Source organism: Erwinia sp. AnSW2-5 (genome assembly GCF_045107195.1).
GTDB lineage: Bacteria > Pseudomonadota > Gammaproteobacteria > Enterobacterales > Enterobacteriaceae > Erwinia.
Window position 1 is genome coordinate 1 of the sequence record NZ_JBJGXA010000004.1, and the last position, 25,577, is coordinate 25,577.

The window sequence follows — 25,577 nt, forward strand, 5'->3', positions numbered from 1 at the left end:
GGTTTTGGGGTTCAGTTCAATACCGGCCCTTTTTTATTGCGGGAAGATTACTCTTCGCCGCTGATACGCTGAATATTTGCGCCCAGCGCCATCAGCTTATCTTCAATGTGTTCATAACCACGGTCGATGTGGTAGATACGATCCACCAGCGTCGTACCTTCAGCAATACAGCCTGCAAGAACCAGGCTGGCGGAAGCACGCAGATCGGTCGCCATCACCTGAGCACCTGAAAGTTTCTCCACGCCATAGCAAATCAGCGTATTGCTCTCAATTTCACCGTGTGCGCCCATGCGTACCAACTCTGGCACATGCATGAAACGGTTCTCGAAAATGGTCTCGGTGATCACGCCCGTACCTTCTGCCACCAGATTCAACAGGCTGAACTGAGCCTGCATATCGGTCGGGAAACCTGGGTGTGGCGCCGTACGCAGGTTTACCGCTTTTGGCCGCTTACCGTGCATATCCAGGCTGATCCAGTCGCTACCCACTTCGATATCCGCACCGGCTTCACGCAATTTAGCCAGCACGGCATCCAGTGTATCCGGTTGAGCTGCACGACAGACCACTTTGCCGCCGGAGATCGCCGCCGCCACCAGGAATGTCCCGGTCTCGATACGGTCAGGCAGCACGCGATACACACCACCACCCAGGCGTTCTACGCCTTCGATAGTAATACGATCGCTGCCAGCACCGGTGATTTTCGCGCCCAGCGTATTCAGGAAATTTGCGGTATCAACAATTTCTGGCTCACGCGCAGCATTTTCAATAACCGTTGTTCCGGTTGCCAATGTTGCGGCACTCATGATGGTGACGGTAGCACCTACGCTGACCTTATCCATCACAATATGCGCGCCCTTCAGGCGCCCATTAACCGAAGCCTTCACATAGCCTTCTTCCAGTTTGATCTCTGCGCCAAGTTGTTCCAGACCCGTGATATGCAGGTCAACCGGGCGGGCACCGATGGCGCAGCCGCCAGGCAGTGATACCTGTCCCTGGCCAAAACGTGCCACCAGCGGCCCCAACGCCCAGATAGAAGCACGCATGGTCTTCACCAGGTCGTAAGGCGCGCAGAAGATATTGACGTCACTGGCATCAAGATGCACGGAACCATTACGTTCAGCTTTCACACCCAACTGACTGAGCAGTTTCATGGTGGTATCGATGTCCTTCAGTTTCGGGACATTCTGGATCTCTACCGGCTCTTCAGCCAACAAAGCAGCGAACAGGATCGGTAATGCGGCATTTTTAGCCCCGGAAATTGTGACTTCACCACTCAGGCGGGTCGGACCCTGTACACGAAATTTATCCATTGCAACTGCTCTCTGTTGTCTGTCAAAAAATCTGCTGTTCAGACTCTCACCACGCCAAACGTGGCGAACGCTGCACAGCTTAAAAACCGTTTAGTTTACGGTCACGCGCCCACTCTTCAGGGGTATAAGTTTTGATGGAAACCGCATGAATACGGTTATCGGCGATGTAAGCCATCAGGGGTGCATAGACCGTCTGTTGCTTCTTCACACGGCTCAGCTCGCCGAACAGTTCACCGACGGCAATCACCTGGAAGTGGCTGCCATCACCAGTAACGTGGACTTCCTGCAGCGGTAACGCGCCCATCAGCACGGACTGAATTTCACTATTTTCCATGATGCTTTCAAATTCACTTGATAATAAACAGGCACACATCTTAGTGGAATCCGACCCACTCTTAAACAAGCAAAAAATGCCTGTGCCAACAGAAAAAGAGTAAATGAGAATGGATAACAATACGGAGGCAAGGTAAATGAGGAACCGGCGGACCAGTTCCTGAAGTAAAAATGAGCAAACTCAAGGTGTTCCGCTGTCGCTACGCGGCACATCAGTTTTGACGGTTCAGTCGCTATCGACAATAATTTTCTGCAGGTTGTAAAGCGTGATCAACGAACTGAGTTTATCGGTGATGCCAGTAAACTGCGGTACTCTTCCGCGCTGTATCGCAATCTGCCGCAGATGAACCAGCAATGCCAGACCACCGGAGTCCACACGTTCCAGCCCGGAAACATCGATCGTTTCGACCCACTCCATAACCGCTTCCCGCTGCTGCCAAAGTGGCAACAGCGTTTCACGTTCCAGTTCCCCGAAGAGACGCAGATTATCCGTCTCTACCTCCCAACGCAGTTGTTCGCTCATTACGACTGCTTATCGAGGGTAATGGGTTGCTGTGAGTAGGACTTCAACAACTCAGTCAGACCGTCGATTCCTTTCTTACGCAGGGTGTCACTCCACTCGTTCTGCTTGGTGGTGATCATGCTGACACCTTCCGCAATCATGTCGTAAGCCTGCCAGTGATTAGAGACACTGTTTTTACGCCACTGGAAGTCCAGCCTTACCGGCGGGCGACCGTTCGGATCAACAATGGTCACTCGAATAGCAATAATATTGGCATCCCCCAGCGGCTGAGGCGGAGCAATCTGGTATGTTTGCCCGTTGTACATCGCCAGCGCCTGGCCATAAGCCTGTGCCAGATAGTCACCGAAGGCTTTGAAATAGGCATCACGCTGTGCTGGCGTAGCCTCTTTATAGTAGCGACCAAGGACTAACGCCCCGGCGTATTTGATCTGCACATACGGCAGCAGTTCTTCACGAACAATCTGACGCAGATAGTTAGGATCCTGCTTAATTTTAGGTTGTTCCGTCTTCAACCGGGTAAAGGTTTTCGCGGCTGCTTCGTCCATTAACTTATACGGATCGGTCTGATCCGCTGCGGCATTGGCTGCCACTGGCGCGATCACCAGCATCGCCACCATCAGTAAACGTTTAAACATTACTTGCCCTCTTCTGGAGTTGTCGCCGCCGGGGCGGGCACTGAGGCCGGCTCGTCACCCGACGCAGATGAATTTTGGTTCTTATCGTCACCGTTGCCACTTTTGTACAGGAACTGTCCGATCAAATCCTCCAGCACCATGGCAGATTTGGTGTCCTGCAACGTGCTGCCATCTTTAAGCGTAGCCGTTCCCATTTCCGGGTCATCAAACCCGATGTTCAGGGCCAGATATTGCTCACCCAGCAGGCCGGAAGTGCGCACCGCCAAAGAACTGGTGTCAGGGATATTGTTATATTTATCTTCAATATCCATCGTGACCTTAGGTGAGTAATTTTTGGGGTCAAGGGTGATCTCTTCTACCCGGCCAATCACCACACCGCCAACTTTCACCGGAGAGCCTGCTTTCAGGCCACCAATGTTGTCGAAAGTGGCATACAACTTCCAGGTCGGCTCATTCCCTAGTGACTTGAGGTCGGCAACGCGCAGACAGAGAAAAATAATCGCGCACAGCGCCAGCAGTAAAAAGGCACCTACCCAAATCTCACTTTTTTTCGTTTGCATTGAATCAGTTCCCAAACATCAGTGCTGTAAGCACAAAATCCAGACCGAGCACTGCCAGTGAAGCATGTACTACGGTACGCGTCGTTGCCCGACTGATCCCTTCAGAGGTCGGGATGGCGTCATAGCCGTTAAACAGCGCAATCCAGGTGACAGTCACCGCAAAGACGGCACTCTTGATCACGCAGTTAATAATATCGGTGCGCAGGTCGACTGCATTCTGCATTGCTGACCAAAAGAAGCCAGGATCGATGCCCTTCCAGCTCACGCCCACCAGCCCGCCACCGAGGATCCCGACAGCAACAAAGATCAGTGTCAGCAACGGCATGCTGATAACACCCGCCCAGAAACGCGGAGAGATAATGCGTCGCAAAGGGTCAACTGCCATCATTTCCATACTGGAAAGCTGCTCAGTGGCTTTCATCAGGCCAATTTCGGCCGTCAGTGCCGAACCGGCACGCCCGGCGAACAACAGCGCGGTAACAACCGGCCCCAGTTCGCGCAGCAGCGACAGTGCGACCATCATGCCCAGGCCTGTTTCCGCACTGTATGTCTTCAGCACCAGATAACCCTGCAGGCCCAATACCATGCCAATAAACAGCCCGGAGACCACGATAATGAGTAACGACATCACGCCGACGCTGTACAACTGTTTTATCAGCAGTGGCGCATGTTTACGAAAGCGAGGAATGCCAAACAATGCATGGAATAACATCAACCCTGCACGGCCAAAAGAGGCGCAGGTATTAATGCCTGTTCGCCCGAGTGACGCCAGTGCTCTTAGAAACATCAGTCTGTCACCCTCCCTGAGCCAACTAAATCTTGCAGATAATCCCCTGCCGGGAAACGGAATGGCACCGGCCCGTCAGCAATACCATCAATAAACTGACGCACGCGAGCATCATCATTTTCACGTAACTGCGGGGCGGTGCCCTGCGCAATCACTTTTTGATCGGCAATAATATAGGCGTAATCGGCAATGCTTAGCACTTCAGGCACATCGTGAGAAACCACAATGCAGGTGACACCTAAAGCATGATTTAGCTCATCGATTAACTTCACCAGTACGCCCATAGTAATCGGGTCCTGCCCCACAAACGGTTCGTCGAACATAATCAGATCGGGTTCGAGTGCAATCGCACGGGCCAGAGCGGCACGTCGCGCCATCCCGCCAGACAGTTCAGACGGTTTCAGATTTGCGGCACCGCGTAATCCCACGGCTTCCAGTTTCATCATCACTGTACTGTTCAGCAAAGGTTCTGGAAGCTGGGAATGTTCACGCAGCGGCCATGCAACGTTGTCAAAAACGCTGAGATCGGTAAACAGCGCACCTGACTGAAACAGCATACTCATCTTCTTACGCGCTTCGTAAAGACGCGAACGCGACAGCGTGGGGATGTTCTCACCATTGAACCAGATTTCACCGCTGTCAGGCGGGATTTGTCCGCCTATCAGGCGCAACAGCGTGGTTTTACCAATGCCGGATGGCCCCATAATGGCGGTGACTTTCCCTTTGGGCACCGTAAGCGAGATGTTATCGAAAATCGGACGGTTGCCACGGGAGAAACTCACACCCCGGACATCCACCAGATTCGTCTCCGCCTGGCTCATAGTTACCTCTATCTTTATTTTTAGGCGATTAATTTACCCCCGATAGTAACGTATTACCCTTCGGGCCGGGCATTTTTACAGAATCTTACCTCTGGGACGTAGCTAAAGTTGGCATAAGTTTTACTTTTTGCCCTGAGACCGTCAAAATCACTGCCATTAAATTTTCCATGCCTGACTTCGTTGTCGCCAGCCGCCCTCGACGATAATACCTGACCACAAGGACACTTCATGCTCGTCGCTACAGCACTACTGATTATCGGTTTAGTCTTACTGGTTTATGGAGCCGATCGTCTGGTGTTTAGCGCCGCTATCTTGTGCAGATCCTTCGGTATTCCCCCGTTAATTATCGGGATGACCGTGGTGGGCATCGGCACTTCATTGCCCGAGCTGATTGTCTCGTTCTCTGCCGCCACACATGGCCAGATGGATATTGCCGTCGGAACAGCGATGGGGTCGAATATTACCAATATTTTGCTGATATTGGGAGGCGCTGCGCTACTGCATCCACTGACCGTACATTCGAACCTTATCCGGCGCGAACTGCCACTGATGCTGCTGGTTACCCTGCTGTGCGGCGTGACGCTGTTCGACAACGAACTGAGCCGAAATGATGGCCTGGCACTCATCGCTATTGCTGCCATCTATCTGTTATTCATTATTAAAATAGCACGTCGTGCTGAACGAGAAGGCAATGATTCACTGACGCGGGAGCAGTTGGCCGAACTGCCGCGTGATGATGCAGGAAATACCGTCGCTTTTCTGTGGCTGGCCGTAGCCCTGATTCTGTTGCCCATGTCTACGCGTATGGTTATCGATAATGCGACAGTCATTGCTGATTATTTTGGCGTGAGTGAACTGGTGATTGGCCTGACCATCATTTCAGTGGGCACCAGCCTGCCAGAACTGGCCACCGTGATTGCTGGCGCATTAAAAGGCGAAGATGATATCGCCGTCGGAAACCTGATTGGTTCAAACATCTATAATATCGCGATTGTGCTGGGTATCCCGGCGCTGATTCATCCCGGCACGCTCGACACCGCTATCTTCGCCCGTGACTACTGGGTGATGCTGGGTGTCAGTGCGCTGTTCACATTAATCTGTTTGCAGCGCAGTCGTCGCATTGGTCGGTTGGCTGGCGCGTTGTTGCTGTGCGGATTTATCGTCTGGGTGGGGATGCTGTATGAGTTCCCCTCTGTGACTTTCTGGTAAAAGGACTGGACTACTATGGCGCATATCACTGCTGATCCCGACTTTGACTTTCAACAGGCCGGGAAAGAAGTATTGCGGATTGAACGTGAAGGGTTAGAACAGCTCGATCAGTACATAAACGACGATTTCACCCATGCCTGCAACCTGATTTATCGCTGCGGTGGCAAAGTGGTGGTCATGGGAATGGGAAAATCGGGACATATCGGTAAGAAGATAGCCGCCACCTTTGCCAGCACAGGTACGCCATCCTTTTTTGTCCACCCTGCTGAAGCCAGTCACGGTGACCTGGGTATGGTCAGTCCCAATGACGTGGTATTGGCCATCTCTAACTCCGGTGAGTCTTCCGAAATTCTGGCGCTGATCCCGGTGCTAAAACGCCTGCGAGTCACGTTGATTTGCCTCACCAGCCGCCCGGAAAGTGCAATGGGTCGCGCAGCGGATGTGCATCTGTGTGTTAAAGTGCCACAGGAAGCTTGCCCGCTGGGCCTGGCGCCAACCACCAGCACCACGGCAACACTGGTCATGGGGGATGCCCTGGCCGTTGCCCTGCTGAAAGCACGTGGCTTCACACAGGAAGATTTTGCGCTGTCTCATCCAGGCGGTGCGCTGGGGCGTAAGCTCCTGCTACGTGTTGATGATATCATGCACTCAGGTAGCGACATGCCGCACGTGAGCCGTGATGCTTCACTGCGTGATGCACTGCTGGAAATAACGCGTAAAAATATAGGAATGACGGTAATCTGCAACGATTTGATGAAAATCGAAGGCATCTTTACCGATGGCGACTTACGCCGCGTCTTCGATATGGGCATTGATATCCAGCATGCCGGTATCGAAAGTGTGATGACTCCAGGCGGCATCCGCGTTCGGCCGAATACCCTGGCAGTGGATGCGCTGAATCTGATGCAAAATAAAAATATTACCTCCGTGATGGTCGCCGACGGCGACACACTACTGGGCGTGGTGCATATGCATGACATGCTACGTGCTGGTGTGGTTTAACAAAGGAAGTGAACAGAAATGAGTCATTCAGCAGCCACCGTTGACACCTGCTACGGCCCGGTCAGCCAACAGGTGATGATACAAGCACAAAGCATAAAACTGTTGATTTGTGATGTAGACGGCGTCATGTCAGACGGCGTGATCTACCAGGGTAACAATGGTGAAGAACTAAAAGCATTCAACGTACGTGATGGTTATGGTATTCGCTGCCTGCTCACCTCCGGGATTGAAGTGGCTATTATTACTGGCCGTAAAGCCAAACTGCTGGAAGATCGCTGTGCCACCTTAGGGATTACTCATCTTTACCAGGGACAAACGGATAAGCTTTTGGCCTTCCATGAACTTCTGGATACACTGTCACTCAGTGCGGAGCAGGTTGCCTATATTGGTGATGACCTGATCGACTGGCCGGTCATGGCTGAAGTCGGCCTGAGTGTGACAGTTGCTGATGCGCACCCCATTTTGCTTCCCCGCGCTCACTACGTGACTCGCATTGCGGGTGGTCGTGGTGCAGTCCGGGAAATTTGCGATCTAATCCTGATTGCACAGGGCAAGTTTGACGAGGCCAAAGGGCAGTCGGTATGAGTAAAACAAGACGCTGGATGACGCTGATACTGGCACTGATCGCCATTGTGCTGATTGGCTGGAATCTGACTGCGACCGATGACAACGACGGTGCAGCAACGCAGGACAATAATGAACCCACCTATATGAGTGATAACTCACATACGGTAGTTTATAACCCAACAGGGGCACTGAGCTACAAGCTGGTTTCTGACAAGGTGACCTATTTTTCGACGGATGCTGTGACCTGGTTCGATAACCCGGTGATGACCACCTACGATGAGAACAAGGTTCCAACCTGGTCAGTGCGGGGGGACAAGGCCAAACTCACTAACGACCGCATGCTGTATCTTTACGGGCATGTGGAAGTGAATAGCCTGACGAAAGACGCACAGCTTGAACGCATCAAAACAGACAATGCGCAAATTAACCTGACGACTCAGGATGTAACCTCGGACGATCAGGTCACACTTTATGGCCGCAGCTTTAACTCTACAGGTATGAAGATGCGTGGGAATTTACGGAAGAAAACTGCCGAGTTGATTGAAAAGGTCAAAACATCTTATGAAATTCAAAATGAACAAAAGCCTTAAGTTACTGACTGCAACCCTGCTGTTCGCCGTAAGCGTTCCCGCTTTAGCGTTAACGGGCGATTCGGATAAACCGGTGAACGTCGACTCGGAAAATCAGGCGCTGGATATGCAGGGCAACGTTGCCACGTTTACCGGCAAAGTCATTGTGACGCAGGGAACGATCAAAATCACGGCCGACAAAGTGGTCGTAACCCGTCCAGGTGGTGACAGCAATAAAACCATTGTTGATGCCTACGGCAATCCGGCAACCTTCTACCAGATGCAGGACAGCGGCAAACCCGTGCAGGGTCACGCCCAGAAAATGCATTACGAGTTAGCGAAAGACCTGGTGGAATTAACCGGCAACGCTTATCTGGAGCAGCTCGACAGCAACGTCAAAGGCGATCGCATCACCTATCTGGTCAAAGAGCAGAAAATGCAGGCCTTCGGCAGCACCGGTAAACGTGTCACTACCGTTCTGGTGCCATCGCAGTTGCAGGACAAAGGCACTCCGTCAAACGGTCAGAAAAAGAGTAACTAACGAACATGGCAACCTTAATTGCAGAAAACCTCGCGAAGGCTTACAAAGGCCGCCGCGTGGTTGAAGATGTCAGCCTGCAAGTGAAGTCTGGCGAAATCGTGGGCCTGCTGGGTCCGAACGGTGCAGGCAAGACCACCACGTTTTACATGGTGGTTGGCATCGTGCCGCGTGATGCAGGTCGTATCGTGATCGACGATGAAGACATCAGCATTCTGCCGCTGCATGCGCGTGCACGTCGGGGCATTGGCTATCTGCCACAGGAAGCCTCTATTTTCCGCCGTCTGAGTGTTTACGATAACCTTATGGCGGTACTGCAAATTCGTGATGACCTGACCAGTGAGCAGCGTGAAGATCGCGCGAATGAACTGCTGGAAGAGTTTCACATCGAACATTTACGTGACAGCCTTGGTCAGGCGCTATCAGGCGGTGAACGCCGCCGCGTAGAAATTGCCCGTGCGCTAGCCGCCAATCCAAAGTTCATCCTGCTGGATGAGCCGTTTGCCGGTGTTGACCCGATTTCAGTTATTGATATTAAAAAGATTATTGAACACCTGCGTGACAGCGGCCTCGGCGTGCTGATCACCGACCATAACGTACGTGAAACGCTGGCAGTGTGTGAGCGTGCCTATATCGTCAGCCAGGGGCATCTGATTGCCCACGGCACCCCGGAAGAAATCCTGGCCGATGAACAAGTTAAGCGTGTCTATTTGGGCGAAGAGTTCAGACTCTGATAAGGTGTTCACATTCGGGCAGTTTTCTGGGGAATTAATACTCTGAATATGAAGCAAGGTTTACAACTCAGGCTGAGTCAACAGCTTGCCATGACGCCACAACTGCAGCAGGCCATTCGCCTGCTGCAACTCTCTACGCTTGAACTACAGCAGGAAATTCAGCTGGCGCTGGAAAGTAACCCGTTGCTTGAACAGACCGACATTCACGAAGAAGTTGATACCCGCGAATATCAGGAAACAGAAGCGCTGGATACCCGGGAAGCGCTGGAACAGAAAGACATGCCCGAGGAGCTTCCACTGGATGCAACCTGGGATGAGATCTACACCGCAGGGACGCCGTCCGGCACAGGCACCGACTACCATGACGATGAATTACCTGTTTATCAGGGTGAAACCACCCAGACGCTACAGGATTATCTGATGTGGCAGGTGGAGCTAACGCCTTTTACCGATACCGATCGGGCGATTGCCACCTCTATTGTTGATGCCGTCGACGACACGGGTTACCTGACCGCATCGCTGGAAGAAGTCCTTGAGAGTATTGGTAACGACGAGTTAACCATCGACGAAGTGGAAGCGGTGCTGAAACGTGTACAGCGTTTTGATCCGGTAGGCGTCTGCGCCCGCGATCTGCGCGACTGTTTACTGGTACAGCTCTCCCAGTTCGCGTCAGATGTGCCGCTGCTGAAAGAAGCCCGCCTGATTGTCAGTGAGCATCTCGATCTGCTGGCCAACCATGATTTCCGCAGCCTGATGCGCGTCACACGCCTTAAGGAAGAGGTGCTGAAGGGGGCAATGCAGGTTATTCAAACGCTCGATCCGCGCCCAGGCCAATCGATCAATACTCAGGAACCGGAGTATGTCATCCCGGATGTGCTGGTACGTAAAGTCAGCAACCGCTGGATGGTCGAGTTGAATGCAGACAGCGTACCGCGTCTGAAGATTAACCAGCATTATGCTTCACTAGGCTCAAGCTCGCGTAGCGACAGTGATTCGCAGTTTATCCGCAGTAATTTGCAGGAAGCGAAATGGCTGATAAAAAGCCTGGAAAGCCGAAATGATACGCTGCTGAAAGTGACACGCTGCATCGTGGATCAGCAGCAAGCCTTTTTCGAACAGGGCGAAGAATATATGCGCCCGATGGTGCTGGCCGATATTGCCAGTGCCGTCGAAATGCATGAATCGACCATTTCCCGTGTGACCACCCAGAAGTACCTGCACAGTCCACGTGGTATTTTTGAACTTAAGTATTTTTTCTCCAGTCACGTCAATACCGAAGGGGGTGGCGAAGCCTCCTCCACGGCAATTCGTGCACTGGTGAAGAAATTAATCTCGGCGGAGAATCCCGTCAAACCACTCAGCGACAGCAAGCTCACCTCCATGCTTTCCGAACAGGGAATTATGGTGGCACGGCGCACTGTGGCAAAATACCGAGAGTCTTTATCCATCCCGCCATCAAATCAGCGCAAACAGCTGGTCTGAACGAACAGAGAAGGAAGACACTATGCAGCTCAATATCACTGGACAACACGTTGAAATCACCGAGCCATTGCGCGAGTTTGTGACAGCGAAGTTTGCCAAACTGGAGCAATACTTTGACCGGATCAACCAGGTCTATATTGTTTTAAAAGTGGAGAAAGTGACGCAAATTGCCGATGCAACATTGCATGTGAATGGCGGCGAGCTGCATGCCACCTCGGAAGATAAAGACATGTACGCGGCGATTGACGGCTTGATCGACAAGCTCACTCGCCAGTTGAATAAACACAAAGATAAGCTAAAACAACACTAAATCTCACAATGCATTGATGGTGTTTCAGCAACCCGCTTCTTCAGGCTTATGCTGAAAGCGGTATCGGCTCGTATTCTTCCGGGAATACGAGCCGTTAATCAATACGGCATGTTAATCTCTTGATCTGAACGTTGGTAAAGAGTGTCCTGCCTGCGGAAGTGAAAAGTGAAGTGAAACTATGATGAACAATGATTTGAAACTGGAACTGGGCTCCGTGTTGAGCGTCTCGTGTACCCGTAATGGTGTGCATTGCCAAAGCAAAAAACGTGCGCTGGAAATTATCAGCGAACTTGCGGCGAAACAGCTCAACCTCCCGCATCAGACAATTTTTGAAGCGATTCTGACGCGCGAAAGAATGGGCAGTACCGGTATCGGTAATGGCATTGCCATCCCGCACGGCAAGCTGGAAGAAGACACGCTACGCGCAGTCGGTGTCTTTATTCGTCTTGATCAGCCCATCGCGTTTGATGCGATTGATAATCAGCCCGTGGACCTGTTGTTTGCCCTGCTGGTGCCAGCAGATCAGTGCAAAACGCATCTTCACACACTCTCTCTGGTTGCCAAGCGCCTGGCGGATAAAACCGTTCTTAAACGCCTGCGCGCCGCACAAAGCGATGAAGATCTTTACGAGATCATCACGGAAGATCACGAAGAAAGTTAGTCATTCTGCAACAATCCCCGACACAGTGAAGTTGCAACAACGCAGCGAAATGCAGTGCTGGTGTAGCTTCAGGTATCAGGGACAGCGGGTTAAATTGGGGGAAACGTGAAATGGTGCTGATGATCGTCAGCGGTCGCTCAGGCTCAGGGAAATCAGTGGCGTTACGCGCGCTGGAAGACATGGGTTTTTACTGCGTGGATAACCTCCCTGTGGTATTGCTGCCTGATCTGGCTAATTCGCTGGCTGAGCGCAACATATCTGCTGCAGTGAGCATTGATGTCCGCAACATGCCGGAATCACCGGAGGTGTTTGAAACTGCACTCACCAATTTGCCAGACTGTTTTTCGCCGCAGCTTCTGTTTCTGGATGCTGACCGTAATACCTTAATCCGTCGTTATAGCGATACCCGTCGCCTGCATCCGCTCTCCAGTAAAAATCTGTCGCTGGAAAGTGCCATCGATGAAGAGAGCGATCTGCTGGAACCGCTACGTTCCCGTGCCGATTTGATTATCGACACCTCAGAAATGTCAGTGCACGAACTGGCAGAGATGCTGCGTACGCGCCTGCTGGGGAAACGTGAACGTGAACTGACCATGGTGTTCGAATCGTTCGGGTTCAAACACGGTATTCCTATTGATGCCGATTATGTGTTTGACGTCCGTTTTCTGCCGAACCCACACTGGGATCCAAAACTGCGTCCGATGACCGGTCTTGACCGCCCTGTTGCGGCCTTCCTCGATCGTCATACTGAGGTGCATAACTTTATCTATCAGACGCGCAGCTACCTGGAGTTGTGGTTACCGATGCTGGAAACCAATAACCGTAGCTATCTGACAGTGGCTATCGGTTGTACCGGCGGTAAACATCGTTCCGTGTATATTGCCGAGCAGCTGGCGGATTATTTCCGCTCGCGCGGTAAAAATGTTCAGTCTCGTCACCGTACGCTGGAAAAACGCAAAACATGACCGTAAAACAAACCGTTGAGATTAAAAATAAGCTGGGTATGCACGCGCGCCCGGCGATGAAGCTGTTCGAACTGGTGCAGAGTTTTGATGCAGAAGTGCTGCTGCGTAATGAAAGCGGCACCGAAGCGGAAGCCAGCAGCGTGATTGCGCTGCTGATGCTGGACTCCGCTAAAGGCGGCCATATCGAAGTGGAAGCCAGTGGCCCGCAAGAGGAAGATGCGCTGGCGGCCGTCATCGACCTGTTTAACGCCGGATTCGACGAAGATTAATCATCAACCCTGATCAGACCGGCGCTTCAGCCGGTCTGTTAGCCATTCCCCGCCAGAATCAACGTAACTTATGTTCCTGCAGGAAACCCTCACCACCGAGCTGACGCATCTGCTGCAGGATCCACTGCTGACGCTGGCGCACATAGCCAGACGGCGCATCGGCCCTGAAACGAATCGGATTAGGTAGCACCGCAGCCAGCAGCGCCGCTTCAGACATAGACAGTCGGCTGGCCGGTTTATGGAAATAGCGCTGAGAGGCTTCCTCTACGCCAAACACCCCTTTCCCCATCTCTGCCACGTTAAGATAAACAGTAAGAATCCGGCGTTTGGTCCATACCGTTTCAATCCCTACAGTCAGCCCTGCCTCCAGTCCTTTACGCACCCAACTCCTTCCGTCCCAGAGAAATACGTTTTTAGCCGTTTGCTGCGAAAGTGTTGATGCGCCGCGCATGCCAGCCTTCTCATTGCTACTGTCCAGCACCGACTGAATAGCGGCGACATCAAACCCCCAGTGTGTCGGGAACTTCTGATCTTCAGAGGCAATCACTGCCAGCGCCATCCACGGTGAAATCTCGTCCATCGCCACCCAGTCAGAATGGGCCACATAGCGGAAGTCACCACTGAACCAGGCACCCAGTTGCCGTTCGACCATGACGGCAGAAAATGGCACCGGTAAAAAGGCAAAAATGACAATCCCGCCAACCCATAAACCCATTACGCCCAGGACCAGGCGAAATAAACCCGACTTGATCCGCGCCATCACGCGCAATTTATTACGACTCATACCCGAGGATCCGCCCAAAATTTATCAGTATGAAAATACACCAGGATTCCTCCATCATTGTCAGTTAATCCGACATAACCGGAATCGGTTCCATTAAATCATGCACTTTACCTTCACTCCACGATGGATCTGTCGGAAGCAGAAAACACACTAAATCAATTGGTTCGTCCTGCTTATAAATTTCATCAGGAAGCTTTTGATTATTCACTCTCATATAAAGAAAATCACGCGTGCATTTGACCTTAGAGTCCGTTTTCCAACGTTTTACCGAGGCGGAAAGCGCTTTTTATCCTGCTGAACGGAGTCAGCATTTACTGGCCGCCGGAGGGTGATTCGGTAATTTGTGCTAGCAGAAACCAAAACGTTTCGGAAGGAAGAGCCAAAAAACCAACAAAATCCATACAAAACATTAAGTTAAAGTATAAAAATCCGATTACAGCAGTGAGACTCTCGTACCTAAGAAAAAAGCATCAGAACAAAAAGTTTACGTCAATCTCACGAACAGCAGAAAAATCACGATCGTTCAATAAACATGCGTATTATCGTAAAATGCAATTCGTCGCTTGACTAGATTGTAAAAATCGGTTCTTCTGTTTACGAACGCTGCTCAACATCACACATTTTAATGAATCCGGTAACATGTGACACAAGATTTGCTAAAGTAGTGACTGAGCATTGTTATGTTCACCCAATACCTGAACCTGAGCTCTCGACGATGACTATCAGAATAGCTCAGGAGGACCTTTTTCCCTGGTGCTGGCGCAGTATTCGCGCACCCCGGCTTCGGTCGGGGTCATTTTTTTTCAGCGTCAGTCACCCATTGCCGTAACACTTCCACGTCATTGCGCCACTCTTGTTTTAGCTCATCGATCCATTCTTGAACGTTATCCCACCATGCAGGCAGCTCAGGGCTTTGAATCTGTTTTGCAATCTGCTGCAAATGCGTCAGACCTACGGAACCCGCAGCGCCTTTAATTTTGTGTCCCTCTTCCGCGATCCCTTTCTGATCCCGTGCCATCATGTTGGAGTCCAGCACCGCCAGGTAACCCGGCATCATCTGTTCGAACATCGCCAGACTCTGATGGATCAATTTCGGCCCAACCAGCTCGATATATTGCTCAAGCATAGGCACATCCAGAAGCGCCAGCTCTTTCTCATCCATATTGAACTCCGGTGCATCAGGCAGATCGATTGCCTGGAAATCCCAGTATTTTTTGATCATCGCTGTGAGGGCAGGAACGGCCAGAGGCTTACTCAGAACGTCATCCATACCCGCATCAAGGTATTCACGCTTATCCTTCAGGACATTCGCTGTGAGCGCCACCAGCGGCGGCAGACGCTCTCCAGCATGACGCTGATGGAGCGTACGTGCGACATCCAGCCCCGTCATATCGGGTAACTGGATATCCAGCAACACCAGATCGAACTCGTCCGGGTCAAACATATCCAGTGCGGCTTGCCCGGTCATCGCCACTTCAACGCTGTTACCCAGCTTCTCAAGCACGGAACGCGCGACGACCACGTTCAACTCAATATCTTCCACCAGCAGTACGTGCAAGGCAGGCAGCGGCAGATCGTCTTCCAGCTGTTCATCTTTGACCTCTTCATCCACACGCGGCGCGTTGAGCGTCAGGGTGAAGCAGGAGCCCTGCCCAGGCGCGCTGTGTACGCTGATGTCGCCTCCCATGCTCTGTGCCAGACGGCGGGAGACTGCCAGCCCGATCCCCGTCCCCGTCGCCGGTTTGCCGCCACGCTGATCTTTCACCTGGTAATACATGGCAAAAATTTTGTCCTGCTCATCCTGCGGAATGCCCATACCGGAGTCTTCTACTTCGAAGCACAAGCAGTCATCCTGCTGATAGCCAACCCGCACCACAATTTCCCCTTGCTGAGTAAACTTCACCGCGTTGCCAATCAGGTTCCACAGGATCTGACGTAGGCGCGTGCCATCAGCAATGATTTTGTGGGGCAGCGGTAGCGAAGGTGCCAGCACGAACTTCAGCCCTTTTGGCTCGGCCAGCAAGCCGGAGAGGTTTTCGAGATCGGCGAGGAACCCTGTGAAATCAATAGGCTGATTATCCAGCTGCACTTTGCGTCGCTCGATTTTGTCCATCTCAATCACATCATTGAAAATGTTACCCAGTGTAATAGCCGAAACATGGATGGTTTTAAGATACTTCAGCTGTTCCTGGTTGAGGCGAGTATCCAAAAGAATACGGCTCAAACCGACAATGCCATTAAGCGGCGTACGAAGCTCGTGGCTGATAGTGGAGATAAAGGTGGTCTTCTCCCTACTGGCATTCTCTAACGCGTCCTGGTAACGCTTACGCTCGGTTATATCGCGTCCAAAGCCCATCAGTCCGCTACGTTTCCCGACACGGTCGTAATAAGGCACCTTACGGATTTCAAAACAGGCTTTGCGCCCGTCGGGATATTGCAGCCATTGTTCGTAAGTCAGAGAAACATTATGACGGAAGACTTTCTCATCAGTTTCCAGCACCTTGGTCGCCGCATCATCGTCGTAGACATCTTTGGGTGTCAGGCCGATAAGCTGTTTTTCGCTTTTGCCCGTAAGCAACTCCATCGCGCGGTTACAGCCGGAGAACTGCTGGTCAATATTGCGGTAGAACACGAGGTCAGGGGAGGCATCAAGGAATGAACGCAGGAAAGAGGATTGTTGTTCGAGTTCGATTTGCGCTTCTTCACGCCGCGCCATTTCCTCTTTCAGCTTCGCCACCACCTGCAATCGAGCCTCTTCGGCCTTAATGCGGTCAGTAATTTCCTGATTTAACTGAGTGATATTGCCCTGCATCTGCTGATTAAGTTCCAAATCACGGTTGCGCATCTCTTCCAGCTTATCGACCAGCCGGGCAAGACGCTGACGCGATTCTTCAAGTTGCTCCACCACCACCGAGAGGAAATAGACCGCCCAGGGCGTGATCAGCAGACCGAAAAATACCGAACGTACCATATCGATACTTTCGACATGACCGCGTAGCACCATGGTGACCGCCATCTGCACAATCATGGCCAGTACCACCAGCGCCGATGCCAGCAGCAGCGAGAAGCGCACCAGCCCCAGTTTGACCATCAAATCAACGTAGTACTGCGCTAATAACCGAATTTGTTTCATAAAGGATTCCTTCCAGCCGGATAGCGGCAATCATACCGGAATTGGACAAAAGACCAACGCGCTATCTAGCGGCCATCCGGACAGAAACCTGCACAGTAATAGTGCAGCAGCACCCACAGCCCACCGGGGGTTATGACGGGATTATCCGCGCCGTGCGGCAAGAGACGGCAATTGGTGGCAAAACCAGGCCTGGCAGCATTCTCACAAGGGCTGCCGACTGCAAAATTTTTTTGCCCTCTCAGCAAAAAGTTACCCTTTAAGATATTGACTAAATTTTATAACTGCATAATCTGTAGGGCCGCTCTGGATTCAGCGCGCCTTTCTCTTGTTGATAGTTTTCATAGCGATGGTCTACCTCACTCGCATTCTCTCGTCACACCTAACGAATAATCATTCACAATTAATGAAAAATTAATCACACCTGGCATGATTAATTTTACTAATAGCACCCCCCTGTTTAATTCAAAAAACCCGTCACACCAAAAACAGTGTGTTCCTGCGGTTATCAACCCCCTAACAGCACATTCTGCTGTCAATAACCCCAGCACCAGCATGGTGCAGAGATTTGCTCACTGCCCTATAGTGAGTCAGCTCACACTTCCGCTGCCTTCATGCATGGGTCTATCGGGTTAAAATATGACATTATATTGTTATATATCATGATGATATATCCAAAAACACGCTAAAAGGTATAAGTAAGATCGCTATTTGACCTGAGTACGCTTTCCCGATAAGTTGGAAATCCGCTGGAAGCTTTCCTAACGGGCCAGTGTCTCAGCATATCTATGCAGCAAGTAGACTCCCTCGTGATGCAAGTTATCTCCAATTTGAGACCCGGAATTCCGTGAGCAACTCATTCAAGGACGTTTAGACAACTGTCCATCAATGGAATGTTCGGAGTCACGGTGTCTGCGTTTTAGCGGCGTAAAATGATACAGAGCCAGAGAGGACCGCCCGTAGCGCTCTGTGCCTGAAGAACAGTGGTAATGTCAAAAGCAGTTTAAGGAGGCCCTCGATGTCCAACTCAAAACCTTATCCCTATGGCTTGTATGATCCATCAAAAGACAGTGATAGCTGTGGCGTAGGTTTCATTACTCGTAAGGACGGCGAGCAAACTCATGAGGTTCTGCAGATGGCACACAATGCCCTGTGCACCGTTCCTCATCGCGGGGGTATGTCAGCCGAAGGCGTGGGTGATGGCGCGGGTGTCAACGTTGACCTCTCTTTGCACTTTTTCCGCAAAATTACCGGCTTGCCGCTGGAAGCGGGCCGTTATGGCGTCGGTAACTTCTTTGTGCCGAAAGACAGTGCGCTACGTGCCAACGCCGAGCGCCTGGTCGAAGAAACCCTGGCCGCTTATGATCTGACGATCATCGTGAAGCGCGATATGCCGCTGGATAACAGCGTGCTGCGCCCGGCGGCGATTCAGTTCCAGTTGCCTATCGCGCAATGGGTGTTTACTGCCCCGGCCGATGTGACCAACCAGATTGACTTTGAAAAACGCATTTACCGTGCCCTGCTGGACATCGAAGCCCGCGCTTTTACTGAAAGCGAATTTGGCGGCCTGTATCCGCTGTCGCTTTCCTCGCGCACGCAGGTGTTTAAAGCGCGTCTGAACTCCAATGAAGTGATTCCTTATTTCCAGGATCTGACCGATGCTGACCATCAGGTGCGCGGTCTGTTCTTCCATACCCGTTTTTCAACCAATACCGACCCGCATACCACCATGGCGCAGCCGTTCCGCCTGATGGCGCACAACGGTGAACTGAACACCGACCGTAAAAACCGTATTGCAGAATCAGCGCTGGCGCTGGCACGCGGTAAGAAGATCGTGCGTCCGAAGGGCCAGTCAGACAGCTCCCGTCTGGACCAGAGCATCCACAGCCGCCTGATGGAAGACAACCTTGACCTGATCACCGCCGTGGTATCGATGATGCCACCCGCGTGGGAAAACGATCCGTCATTGTCTGCTGAAGTACGCGCCATGCTGGAATACTTCTCACTGTACGAAGAGAAAAATGATGGCCCGGCAGCGCTGATTTTCGGTAATGGTGAAGTGATTGGCGCACGTCTCGACCGTCTGGGCCTGCGCCCCCTGCGTTCTGTAGAAACCGCTGAGTATATCGGTGCGATGTCAGAAGCAGGCCAGATCGCCTTCCCACCGGAAAGCGTATTGCGCCGTGGCCGTATCGAAGCGGGCGGGATGCTGTATTACGATCACCGCGAACAACGCAGCTACACCACCTCAGAAGCATTGGAAAAATTGGCTGCGGTAGCTGACTATCCTGCCCTGCTGGCTGAGTCACGCGTCACATTACAAGATCTTCCGGTTATCCCGGCAGAGCAGCAAGGCTCTCCTCTGCGTTACAGCGGCGACCTCAAAACCTACCAGCGTTTTGTGGCGTACTACTACAACCAGGAAAGCTTTAAATTCATGATGGACCCGATGCTGACGACCGGTGCTGAAAAAATTTCAGCGATGGGTTACGGCAACGCGATTAACGCCCTGTCCGATCATGAAGGCGGCATGGCGCACTACTTCTCCCAGCGCTTTGCTCAGGTAACCAACCCCCCGCTGGACTCCATCCGTGAAATCGACGGCATGACGCTGCGCGTGGCCTTAGGTGCCAAACCGCACCTGGGACGTAGCAAAGGCCACCAGATTGTGGTGCCAACGCCAATCCTGACGCATCTGGATATGCTGCAACTGCGTGAGCAGACAGTCGCGCCTTACGCCCGTTTTGAAATGCTCTATGTGCCAGTGACGGGGACTGACCCGGAGAGCCGTGCAGCCAATGCTGACGCGCTGGAACAGGCCATTGATGCGCTGGCACAGGAAGTGGTCGACTTTGCTCGTGAGCAGGGTGGCATTGCCGTCATCACTGACCGCCATATCTCCACAACGCGTGCCGCTATTCCAATGTTGCTGATGGTTTCCGCCATCAACCAGCGCCTGGTACAGGAAGGTCTGCGCCTTGATGTCTCACTGGTGGTTGAAAGCGGCCAGAGCATCTCTTCGCACCATATCGCCGCGACACTGGGCTTTGGCGCCTCCGCCGTTTATCCACTCGGCGTGCAAATGCGTGCCGAAGAGAAGTACGGTGAAGGTGAAGAAGGTAACAAAGCCTTTAAACGCTATGCCAAAGCCGCTGAAAAAGCCCTGATGAAAACCATGGGTAAAGTGGGCCTGTGTACCGTGGAAAGCTACAGCTGTGGCGAATTCTTTGAGCCGAACTTCCTCGATACCGACGATCGCGTGCTGAAGAAGTATTTCCCGAATATCAAAACCCCGGTGGGCGGCGCTGGCTTTGCCACCATCGCGCAGATGGCCGTTGACTGGCACCAGAGTGCGCTGCGCATTCAGGGTGAGTCTGAGGTGCCGTTGCTGGGGCTGTTTAAAGAACGTGCGGAAGGTGCAGGACACTCCTACGGCACGATTGCCGTGCGTACTTTTATCGATATGACTGAGCATCCTATCCGCTTTGCTGATAAAGCCCGTGAGGAGGATAACTTTATCCGCCTGATGACGCTGGCCAAGCTGGATAATGCCTTCAATATTAAAACGAAGACCTTTGCTGACAGCAGCTTCGAACGCATCCCGAATGAGGTGATCGATAACTTCACGATTACCTCTGATTATCGTCAGTTCTCCAGCCTGATGCTGGAAGAGCGTAAACGTCGCCCGGCAGCACTGCGTGATATTCTCGCCCTGCCAGCAGACTTAACGCATGTAGACAGTGAAGCAGAATTCACCCGTAAGCTCGGGCGCTACTCGCTGGTCAACAACGGTTTTGCCGTTCGTGGACTGGTTTGTGAAGCCGTCGCAGACCGCGAAGGTGAGTTCACGCTGCGCCTGACCGATGCTATCGCAGGCCTGAAAAGCGAACAGGATCGTCTGACAACGCTGTCTGGTGTGCTGAAAAAACGCTTTGGCGATGCTATCAAACATGCAGAAGTGTCCTCCGATGCGCTACACCTGACCGCGACCGGTAAAGCAGCGGACTATCTGTCCCGCATCTTTACCATTTCGCCTGTGCTGCCACTGAGCGAAGTGCAGCCTGCACACGAAATTACCCGTACCTTCGCCTCTGGCGCGATGAGCCACGGTGCGCTGGTCGCCCCGGCACATGAAGCAGTCGCTCATGGCACCAACATGGTCGGCGGCATGAGTAACTGCGGTGAGGGCGGTGAACACTACTCACGCCACGGCACCATTCGTGCTTCACGTATCAAGCAGCTGGCATCCGGTCGTTTCGGCGTCTGGGCGGCCTATCTGGCTGACCCGATGCTTGAAGAGCTGGAAATCAAGATTGGCCAGGGTGCAAAACCGGGTGAAGGCGGTCAGTTACCGGCTGCCAAAGTCACGGTAGAAATCGCGGCAGCGCGTGGTGGTACACCGGGCGTGGAGCTGGTTTCCCCGCCTCCGCACCATGATACCTACTCTATTGAAGATCTGGCGCAGCTGATCCACGACTGTAAAGCCGCACGTGTACGAGTGATCGTCAAGCTGGTGTCATCAGAAGGTATCGGTACGATTGCCGTTGGCGTGGCGAAAGCCGGTGCTGATGTGATCAACGTCGCCGGTAATACCGGGGGCACCGGGGCAGCCTCGGTCACCAGCCTGAAATACACCGGACGCGTGGCAGAAATCGGCATCGCCGAAGTGCATCAGGCACTGTGTGCCAACGGCCTGCGTGAAAAAGTCCTGCTGCGCTGCTCTGGCGCACAGCAGACGGGCAGCGATGTGGTGAAATCCGCACTGCTGGGCGGCGACAGCTTCGAGTTCGGTACCACCGCACTGATGATGCTGAAATGTGTGATGGCGAAAAACTGTAACGTGAAATGCCCGGCGGGCCTGACGACCAATGCTGAAGCCTTTGATGGCGACCCGCGCCAGCTGGCGCAGTACTTTATCAACGTCGCGCATGAAGTGCGTGAAATGCTGGCACGCCTCGGTCTGCGCTCACTGCGTGAAGCCCGTGGCCGCTCGGATCTGCTACACCTGATGGATCACCCGTTGGAAGTGGGCAAACTGGATCTGCGTGCCATGCTGACCGTGGTTCCAGAGCTGAAAATCGCCCGTCCGGTCTATCTGGAAAAAGATTTCGAACTGGATAACGGCTGGGTTGATCTACTGAACGATCAGCTGGTCAGCCAGGGATCCACTGAGATCAAACTCGGCGCAGGGATCGTACTGAACAACCGTAACAAGAGCGTAGGCGGTCAGCTGGCTATCGATATCGAACGCCTGCTGAACCATACGCTGAACGCCGAGCATCTGAGCCGCATGCCGGCCGCGCTGCTGGACGATCGCGGTCGCCGCTATCTGGCACCCGCTACGGTCACGATCTCTACCTCCGGCTCTGCTGGACAGTCTTACGGCGTGTTCTGTAACGATGGCATGCGCCTGGAACATTACGGCACCTGTAACGACGGTGTAGGCAAAGGACAGTGCGGCGGTGAGATTGTAGTGATGTCGCCTGGCGGCGGCTCACAGGATGCAGAAGGCAACGTGCTGATCGGTAACTTTGCCCTGTTCGGTGCCACCGGCGGGCGTCTGTTCGCACAGGGCCAGGCGGGTGACCGTTTCGCCGTACGTAACTCCGGTGCGACCGCTGTTGTTGAGGGCGTCGGTGATTTCTGCTGTGAATATATGACCAACGGTGCGGTACTTAATCTTGGTACCTACGGCACCGGCTTTGGTAATGGTATGAGCGGCGGTTTCGCCTACCAGTACGACCCGTACGGCAAGCTGGCGGGTTCTGCAGCCGGTGATTCCGTGATGCTGGGTTCCATCACTGATGACAACGAAATGGCACGCGTCCATAAAGAAGCGGTACTGACGATGCTGAACTGGCATCTGGAAGCGACCTCTTCTCCGCGTGCTCAGTGGCTGCTTGATCACTGGGAAACCGAAAGCCAGCATTTCGTTTACGTAATGCCACGCTCCCTGTTGCTGTATCAGGACGGTGCTGAGATCCTGAAAGCGAAAACCCGTAAGGATCTGCTGGAAGAACTCTCTACGGCGCTGGCTGGCCATCAGGTCGCGAAATTCAAAGCAGCATGGCGTGAAGGTAAAACTATCGCCAACGGTGCGGTTCCGGGCTACGGTGCAACGGACACCCCTGAGATGCTGGTGTTGTTAAACAACTACACCGTCCTCAGTTCTGCGCAGCAGCTGGCGCTTTCGCGTCTGCCGAAAGGCACCTCGGTGGATGACCCGGCGGTTGAGAAAGCCGTGCGTAACCTGCTGATGACCGAAGATTTCACGCTGATTAGCAAGTTGCAACGCCACGGTCGCGCGGCCATTGAAAGCTACAGTGATGAAGAGCTTTCCTGCCTGATTGGTGCGAAGCGCATGACAGATTATAAAGCCGCTCTGACGCAACGTAACATCCGTTCAATGGACAGTCTGGCGACGTACGGTTGGATCATGTATCAGGATGCCTGCAACAGAGAAGTTCTGGGCCGACTGCCTGACTTTGAAGAGCTGTTCGCACGTGCTGCATTGCCTGAACTGGCTGCCGCAGTCGGCAAACTAGCCTGATGATTGTTACGAACAGAAACTAATAGTCTATAACGAGTATTTAAACGGGATTGAGTAGATAAAAGCGATGAAGATTCCTTATATTCCTGAAGATGCACCGTTTAATGGTGAGCAGAAATTTTGGCTGGCAGGCTTCCTTGCCGGTTTACATTCACGCCTGCTGGTGCTGGAAAACCAGCCGCAGGCGGCAGGATCCGCCGGATCTGCGGCAACGACCCAGCTCCATATCCTGTTTGGTTCCCAGACAGGTAATGCGGAAGCGTTAGCACAGAGCGCCGCGAAAGCCGCTCGTGCGAAAGGCCTGGTGCCGGTCGTTCAGGGCCTGGGCGAAGTCGATATCGACGTATTCGCGACCATGCGTCACGTGCTGGTGATCACTTCGACCTACGGTGAAGGTGAAATGCCAGATAACGCGCAGCTGTTCTGGCAGGCTATTTCGGCCAGCACAGCACCGCGCCTGGAGCAGATGCACTTTGCAGTACTGGCGATTGGCGATACGGGCTACGACGGTTTCTGCCAGGCAGGTAAGTTCATCGATATGCGTCTTGAGCAGCTGGGCGCAAAACGTGTCTATGATCGCATCGACTGCGATATTGACTATGAAGAGCCCTCTAACGCGTGGATCGCCAGCTCTATGCCGCAGTTTGCTGCCAGCGCAGGCAGCAGCGGCAATGCGCTGGAAAGCGCACCGGAAGCACCGGTCATCCCTGGCAGCAATAAAAACAACCCGTACGCTGCCGCACTGGCGACCAACAAGCGCCTGTCCGGTGAGAGCTCAGGCAAAGATATTCGCCACTTCGAGTTTGATCTGACCGACAGCGGTCTGAAGTACGAAGCGGGCGATGCGCTGGGTGTTATCCCGGTCAACGAACCGGCGCTGGTCACGCTGCTGCTGACGCAGCTGAAGTCAGACTACGACACACCCGTACCGGGCTTTGAAAGAAGTCTGGGCGATTTGCTGACCTACCAGTTTGAGATCTCTGAGCCTTCGCGCAAACTGATCGAATGGGTCGGCCAGAACACCACCAACCAGGAATTGCGTCATGTCTTACAACATGACGATAAAGATGCGCTGGGCGTGTGGTTGTGGGGTAAAGATACCCTCGATCTGCTGCAACTGGATGTCACTCGTTCACTGAGCATTCCTGAGTTTGTTGCCCTGCTGCGTCCGTTACAGCATCGTGCTTACTCGATTTCCTCCAGCCAGAAAGCACACCCTAATCAGGTGCATCTGACCATCGCTTCCGTTCGCTATCACAGCGCCGGTCGTGCACGTAACGGTGTCTGCTCAACTTACCTGGCTGAGCGCGTTAAACGTGGTGAGAAACCCGCGATCTTCATTTCACCGAATAAAGCCTTCCGCGTGCCGTCCAACAATGATGCTCCGCTGATCATGATTGGCCCAGGCACCGGTATTGCCCCGTTCCGTGCTTTCCTTGAAGAGCGTGAAGCGTTAAGCGCTAAAGGCAAAAACTGGTTGTTCTTCGGCGATCAGCATCAGGAACACGACTACATCTATCAGGATGAACTAAATGCCTGGAAGGAAAGTGGATTGCTGACGCGTCTGGACTTAGCATTCTCACGCGATCAGGCGGAGAAAATCTATGTGCAAACCCGCATGCTGGAACAGGGTGCAGAGCTGTTTGCCTGGTTAGAAGAAGGGGCTTACTTCTATGTCTGTGGCGATGCATCACGCATGGCAAAAGACGTTGATAAGGCGCTGTATCAGGTGATTACTCAGTTTGGTGGGATGTCTGCGGAACGTGCAGCAGATTACGTCGATCAGCTGAAGAAAGAGAAACGCTACCTGCGTGACGTCTACTGAGTCAGTAAGTGAG

Annotated in this window: 22 protein-coding genes; 13 read left to right on the forward strand and 9 right to left on the reverse strand. The window is 52.7% G+C overall.

What is annotated here, in order from left to right; genetic code table 11:
* Positions 1-47: 47 nt before the first annotated feature.
* The 7 genes from murA to mlaF form a co-directional block, all read right to left on the reverse strand.
* Entirely contained in the window at positions 48-1,310 is a 1,263-nt protein-coding gene (gene murA / locus ACFL9S_RS04180) for a UDP-N-acetylglucosamine 1-carboxyvinyltransferase (RefSeq protein WP_405260425.1), read from the reverse strand.
* Positions 1,311-1,389: 79 nt separating this feature from the next.
* A complete protein-coding gene (ibaG, locus tag ACFL9S_RS04185) occupies positions 1,390-1,644 on the reverse strand; it encodes a BolA family iron metabolism protein IbaG (RefSeq protein WP_062744541.1) in 255 nt (84 codons plus the stop codon).
* Positions 1,645-1,869: 225 nt separating this feature from the next.
* Positions 1,870-2,166 carry a lipid asymmetry maintenance protein MlaB gene (mlaB, locus tag ACFL9S_RS04190; RefSeq protein ID WP_405260426.1) on the reverse strand — a complete coding sequence of 99 codons (297 nt, stop codon included), beginning with the start codon at positions 2,164-2,166 and terminating at the stop codon, positions 1,870-1,872.
* Positions 2,166-2,801, reverse strand: coding sequence for a phospholipid-binding protein MlaC (mlaC, locus tag ACFL9S_RS04195; RefSeq protein WP_405260427.1), 636 nt, complete (start codon positions 2,799-2,801; stop codon positions 2,166-2,168). Before mlaC ends, mlaB begins: the two co-directional genes overlap by 1 nt.
* A complete protein-coding gene (gene mlaD / locus ACFL9S_RS04200; RefSeq protein WP_405260428.1) occupies positions 2,801-3,361 on the reverse strand; it encodes an outer membrane lipid asymmetry maintenance protein MlaD in 561 nt (186 codons plus the stop codon). Before mlaD ends, mlaC begins: the two co-directional genes overlap by 1 nt.
* A gap of 4 nt (positions 3,362-3,365) precedes the next feature.
* Positions 3,366-4,148 carry a lipid asymmetry maintenance ABC transporter permease subunit MlaE gene (gene mlaE, locus ACFL9S_RS04205; protein ID WP_405260429.1) on the reverse strand — a complete coding sequence of 261 codons (783 nt, stop codon included), beginning with the start codon at positions 4,146-4,148 and terminating at the stop codon, positions 3,366-3,368.
* Positions 4,148-4,969: a phospholipid ABC transporter ATP-binding protein MlaF gene (mlaF, locus tag ACFL9S_RS04210; RefSeq protein ID WP_405260430.1), complete on the reverse strand. Its 822-nt coding sequence runs from the start codon at positions 4,967-4,969 to the stop codon at positions 4,148-4,150. The genes mlaE and mlaF overlap by 1 nt, the downstream gene beginning before the upstream one ends.
* A 228-nt stretch (positions 4,970-5,197) precedes the next feature.
* On the opposite strand from mlaF, the gene ACFL9S_RS04215 reads away from it, so the two are divergent.
* The 11 genes from ACFL9S_RS04215 to npr all read left to right on the forward strand — a co-directional run bounded on the left by ACFL9S_RS04215 (position 5,198) and on the right by npr (position 13,275).
* Entirely contained in the window at positions 5,198-6,178 is a 981-nt protein-coding gene (locus ACFL9S_RS04215) for a calcium/sodium antiporter (RefSeq protein WP_405260431.1), read from the forward strand.
* Between the two features lie 15 nt (positions 6,179-6,193).
* On the forward strand, positions 6,194-7,180 hold the full coding sequence (kdsD, locus tag ACFL9S_RS04220) for an arabinose-5-phosphate isomerase KdsD (protein ID WP_405260432.1): 987 nt from the start codon (positions 6,194-6,196) through the stop codon (positions 7,178-7,180).
* An 18-nt stretch (positions 7,181-7,198) separates the two neighbouring features.
* Positions 7,199-7,765: a 3-deoxy-manno-octulosonate-8-phosphatase KdsC gene (gene kdsC, locus ACFL9S_RS04225; protein ID WP_405260433.1), complete on the forward strand. Its 567-nt coding sequence runs from the start codon at positions 7,199-7,201 to the stop codon at positions 7,763-7,765.
* Positions 7,762-8,337 (forward strand): LPS export ABC transporter periplasmic protein LptC, encoded by a 576-nt coding sequence (gene lptC, locus ACFL9S_RS04230; RefSeq protein ID WP_405260434.1) that lies wholly within the window; start codon positions 7,762-7,764, stop codon positions 8,335-8,337. The genes kdsC and lptC overlap by 4 nt, the downstream gene beginning before the upstream one ends.
* Complete coding sequence (gene lptA, locus ACFL9S_RS04235; protein ID WP_200642723.1) at positions 8,309-8,857, forward strand: lipopolysaccharide ABC transporter substrate-binding protein LptA; 549 nt, start codon at positions 8,309-8,311, stop codon at positions 8,855-8,857. Before lptC ends, lptA begins: the two co-directional genes overlap by 29 nt.
* A gap of 5 nt (positions 8,858-8,862) precedes the next feature.
* The gene (gene lptB / locus ACFL9S_RS04240) at positions 8,863-9,588 is read left to right on the forward strand and encodes an LPS export ABC transporter ATP-binding protein (protein ID WP_405260435.1); all 726 of its coding nucleotides are present in this window, start codon (positions 8,863-8,865) and stop codon (positions 9,586-9,588) included.
* Between the two features lie 48 nt (positions 9,589-9,636).
* Entirely contained in the window at positions 9,637-11,070 is a 1,434-nt protein-coding gene (rpoN, locus tag ACFL9S_RS04245; protein ID WP_405260436.1) for an RNA polymerase factor sigma-54, read from the forward strand.
* 22 nt (positions 11,071-11,092) lie between these two features.
* Positions 11,093-11,380: a ribosome hibernation promoting factor gene (gene hpf / locus ACFL9S_RS04250; protein WP_133844107.1), complete on the forward strand. Its 288-nt coding sequence runs from the start codon at positions 11,093-11,095 to the stop codon at positions 11,378-11,380.
* 178 nt (positions 11,381-11,558) lie between these two features.
* Entirely contained in the window at positions 11,559-12,041 is a 483-nt protein-coding gene (ptsN, locus tag ACFL9S_RS04255; protein ID WP_405260437.1) for a PTS IIA-like nitrogen regulatory protein PtsN, read from the forward strand.
* A 110-nt stretch (positions 12,042-12,151) separates the two neighbouring features.
* Complete coding sequence (gene rapZ / locus ACFL9S_RS04260; RefSeq protein ID WP_405260438.1) at positions 12,152-13,006, forward strand: RNase adapter RapZ; 855 nt, start codon at positions 12,152-12,154, stop codon at positions 13,004-13,006.
* Positions 13,003-13,275 carry a PTS phosphocarrier protein NPr gene (gene npr / locus ACFL9S_RS04265; protein ID WP_405260439.1) on the forward strand — a complete coding sequence of 91 codons (273 nt, stop codon included), beginning with the start codon at positions 13,003-13,005 and terminating at the stop codon, positions 13,273-13,275. The genes rapZ and npr overlap by 4 nt, the downstream gene beginning before the upstream one ends.
* Positions 13,276-13,333: 58 nt before the next feature.
* Here npr and mtgA read toward each other — a convergent pair whose 3' ends face one another.
* Together mtgA and arcB are read right to left on the reverse strand one after the other, a co-directional pair.
* A complete protein-coding gene (mtgA, locus tag ACFL9S_RS04270) occupies positions 13,334-14,059 on the reverse strand; it encodes a monofunctional biosynthetic peptidoglycan transglycosylase (protein ID WP_405260440.1) in 726 nt (241 codons plus the stop codon).
* 793 nt (positions 14,060-14,852) lie between these two features.
* Positions 14,853-17,192, reverse strand: coding sequence for an aerobic respiration two-component sensor histidine kinase ArcB (gene arcB / locus ACFL9S_RS04275; RefSeq protein ID WP_405260441.1), 2,340 nt, complete (start codon positions 17,190-17,192; stop codon positions 14,853-14,855).
* A gap of 1,015 nt (positions 17,193-18,207) precedes the next feature.
* On the opposite strand from arcB, the gene ACFL9S_RS04280 reads away from it, so the two are divergent.
* Positions 18,208-23,739 carry a glutamate synthase-related protein gene (locus ACFL9S_RS04280; protein WP_405260442.1) on the forward strand — a complete coding sequence of 1,844 codons (5,532 nt, stop codon included), beginning with the start codon at positions 18,208-18,210 and terminating at the stop codon, positions 23,737-23,739.
* Positions 23,740-23,806: 67 nt separating this feature from the next.
* Positions 23,807-25,564: a sulfite reductase subunit alpha gene (locus ACFL9S_RS04285; RefSeq protein WP_405260443.1), complete on the forward strand. Its 1,758-nt coding sequence runs from the start codon at positions 23,807-23,809 to the stop codon at positions 25,562-25,564.
* Positions 25,565-25,577: the final 13 nt, after the last annotated feature.

What these genes read in the sequence shown, in the direction of transcription:
- murA (WP_405260425.1), bottom strand. Translation starts at nt 1,310, where the DNA reads ATGGATAAATTTCGTGTACAGGGTCCGACCCGCCTGAGTGGTGAAGTC.
- ibaG (WP_062744541.1), bottom strand. Translation starts at nt 1,644, where the DNA reads ATGGAAAATAGTGAAATTCAGTCCGTGCTGATGGGCGCGTTACCGCTG.
- mlaB (WP_405260426.1), bottom strand. Translation starts at nt 2,166, where the DNA reads ATGAGCGAACAACTGCGTTGGGAGGTAGAGACGGATAATCTGCGTCTC.
- mlaC (WP_405260427.1), bottom strand. Translation starts at nt 2,801, where the DNA reads ATGTTTAAACGTTTACTGATGGTGGCGATGCTGGTGATCGCGCCAGTG.
- mlaD (WP_405260428.1), bottom strand. Translation starts at nt 3,361, where the DNA reads ATGCAAACGAAAAAAAGTGAGATTTGGGTAGGTGCCTTTTTACTGCTG.
- mlaE (WP_405260429.1), bottom strand. Translation starts at nt 4,148, where the DNA reads ATGTTTCTAAGAGCACTGGCGTCACTCGGGCGAACAGGCATTAATACC.
- mlaF (WP_405260430.1), bottom strand. Translation starts at nt 4,969, where the DNA reads ATGAGCCAGGCGGAGACGAATCTGGTGGATGTCCGGGGTGTGAGTTTC.
- ACFL9S_RS04215 (WP_405260431.1), top strand. Translation starts at nt 5,198, where the DNA reads ATGCTCGTCGCTACAGCACTACTGATTATCGGTTTAGTCTTACTGGTT.
- kdsD (WP_405260432.1), top strand. Translation starts at nt 6,194, where the DNA reads ATGGCGCATATCACTGCTGATCCCGACTTTGACTTTCAACAGGCCGGG.
- kdsC (WP_405260433.1), top strand. Translation starts at nt 7,199, where the DNA reads ATGAGTCATTCAGCAGCCACCGTTGACACCTGCTACGGCCCGGTCAGC.
- lptC (WP_405260434.1), top strand. Translation starts at nt 7,762, where the DNA reads ATGAGTAAAACAAGACGCTGGATGACGCTGATACTGGCACTGATCGCC.
- lptA (WP_200642723.1), top strand. Translation starts at nt 8,309, where the DNA reads ATGAAATTCAAAATGAACAAAAGCCTTAAGTTACTGACTGCAACCCTG.
- lptB (WP_405260435.1), top strand. Translation starts at nt 8,863, where the DNA reads ATGGCAACCTTAATTGCAGAAAACCTCGCGAAGGCTTACAAAGGCCGC.
- rpoN (WP_405260436.1), top strand. Translation starts at nt 9,637, where the DNA reads ATGAAGCAAGGTTTACAACTCAGGCTGAGTCAACAGCTTGCCATGACG.
- hpf (WP_133844107.1), top strand. Translation starts at nt 11,093, where the DNA reads ATGCAGCTCAATATCACTGGACAACACGTTGAAATCACCGAGCCATTG.
- ptsN (WP_405260437.1), top strand. Translation starts at nt 11,559, where the DNA reads ATGATGAACAATGATTTGAAACTGGAACTGGGCTCCGTGTTGAGCGTC.
- rapZ (WP_405260438.1), top strand. Translation starts at nt 12,152, where the DNA reads ATGGTGCTGATGATCGTCAGCGGTCGCTCAGGCTCAGGGAAATCAGTG.
- npr (WP_405260439.1), top strand. Translation starts at nt 13,003, where the DNA reads ATGACCGTAAAACAAACCGTTGAGATTAAAAATAAGCTGGGTATGCAC.
- mtgA (WP_405260440.1), bottom strand. Translation starts at nt 14,059, where the DNA reads ATGAGTCGTAATAAATTGCGCGTGATGGCGCGGATCAAGTCGGGTTTA.
- arcB (WP_405260441.1), bottom strand. Translation starts at nt 17,192, where the DNA reads ATGAAACAAATTCGGTTATTAGCGCAGTACTACGTTGATTTGATGGTC.
- ACFL9S_RS04280 (WP_405260442.1), top strand. Translation starts at nt 18,208, where the DNA reads ATGTCCAACTCAAAACCTTATCCCTATGGCTTGTATGATCCATCAAAA.
- ACFL9S_RS04285 (WP_405260443.1), top strand. Translation starts at nt 23,807, where the DNA reads ATGAAGATTCCTTATATTCCTGAAGATGCACCGTTTAATGGTGAGCAG.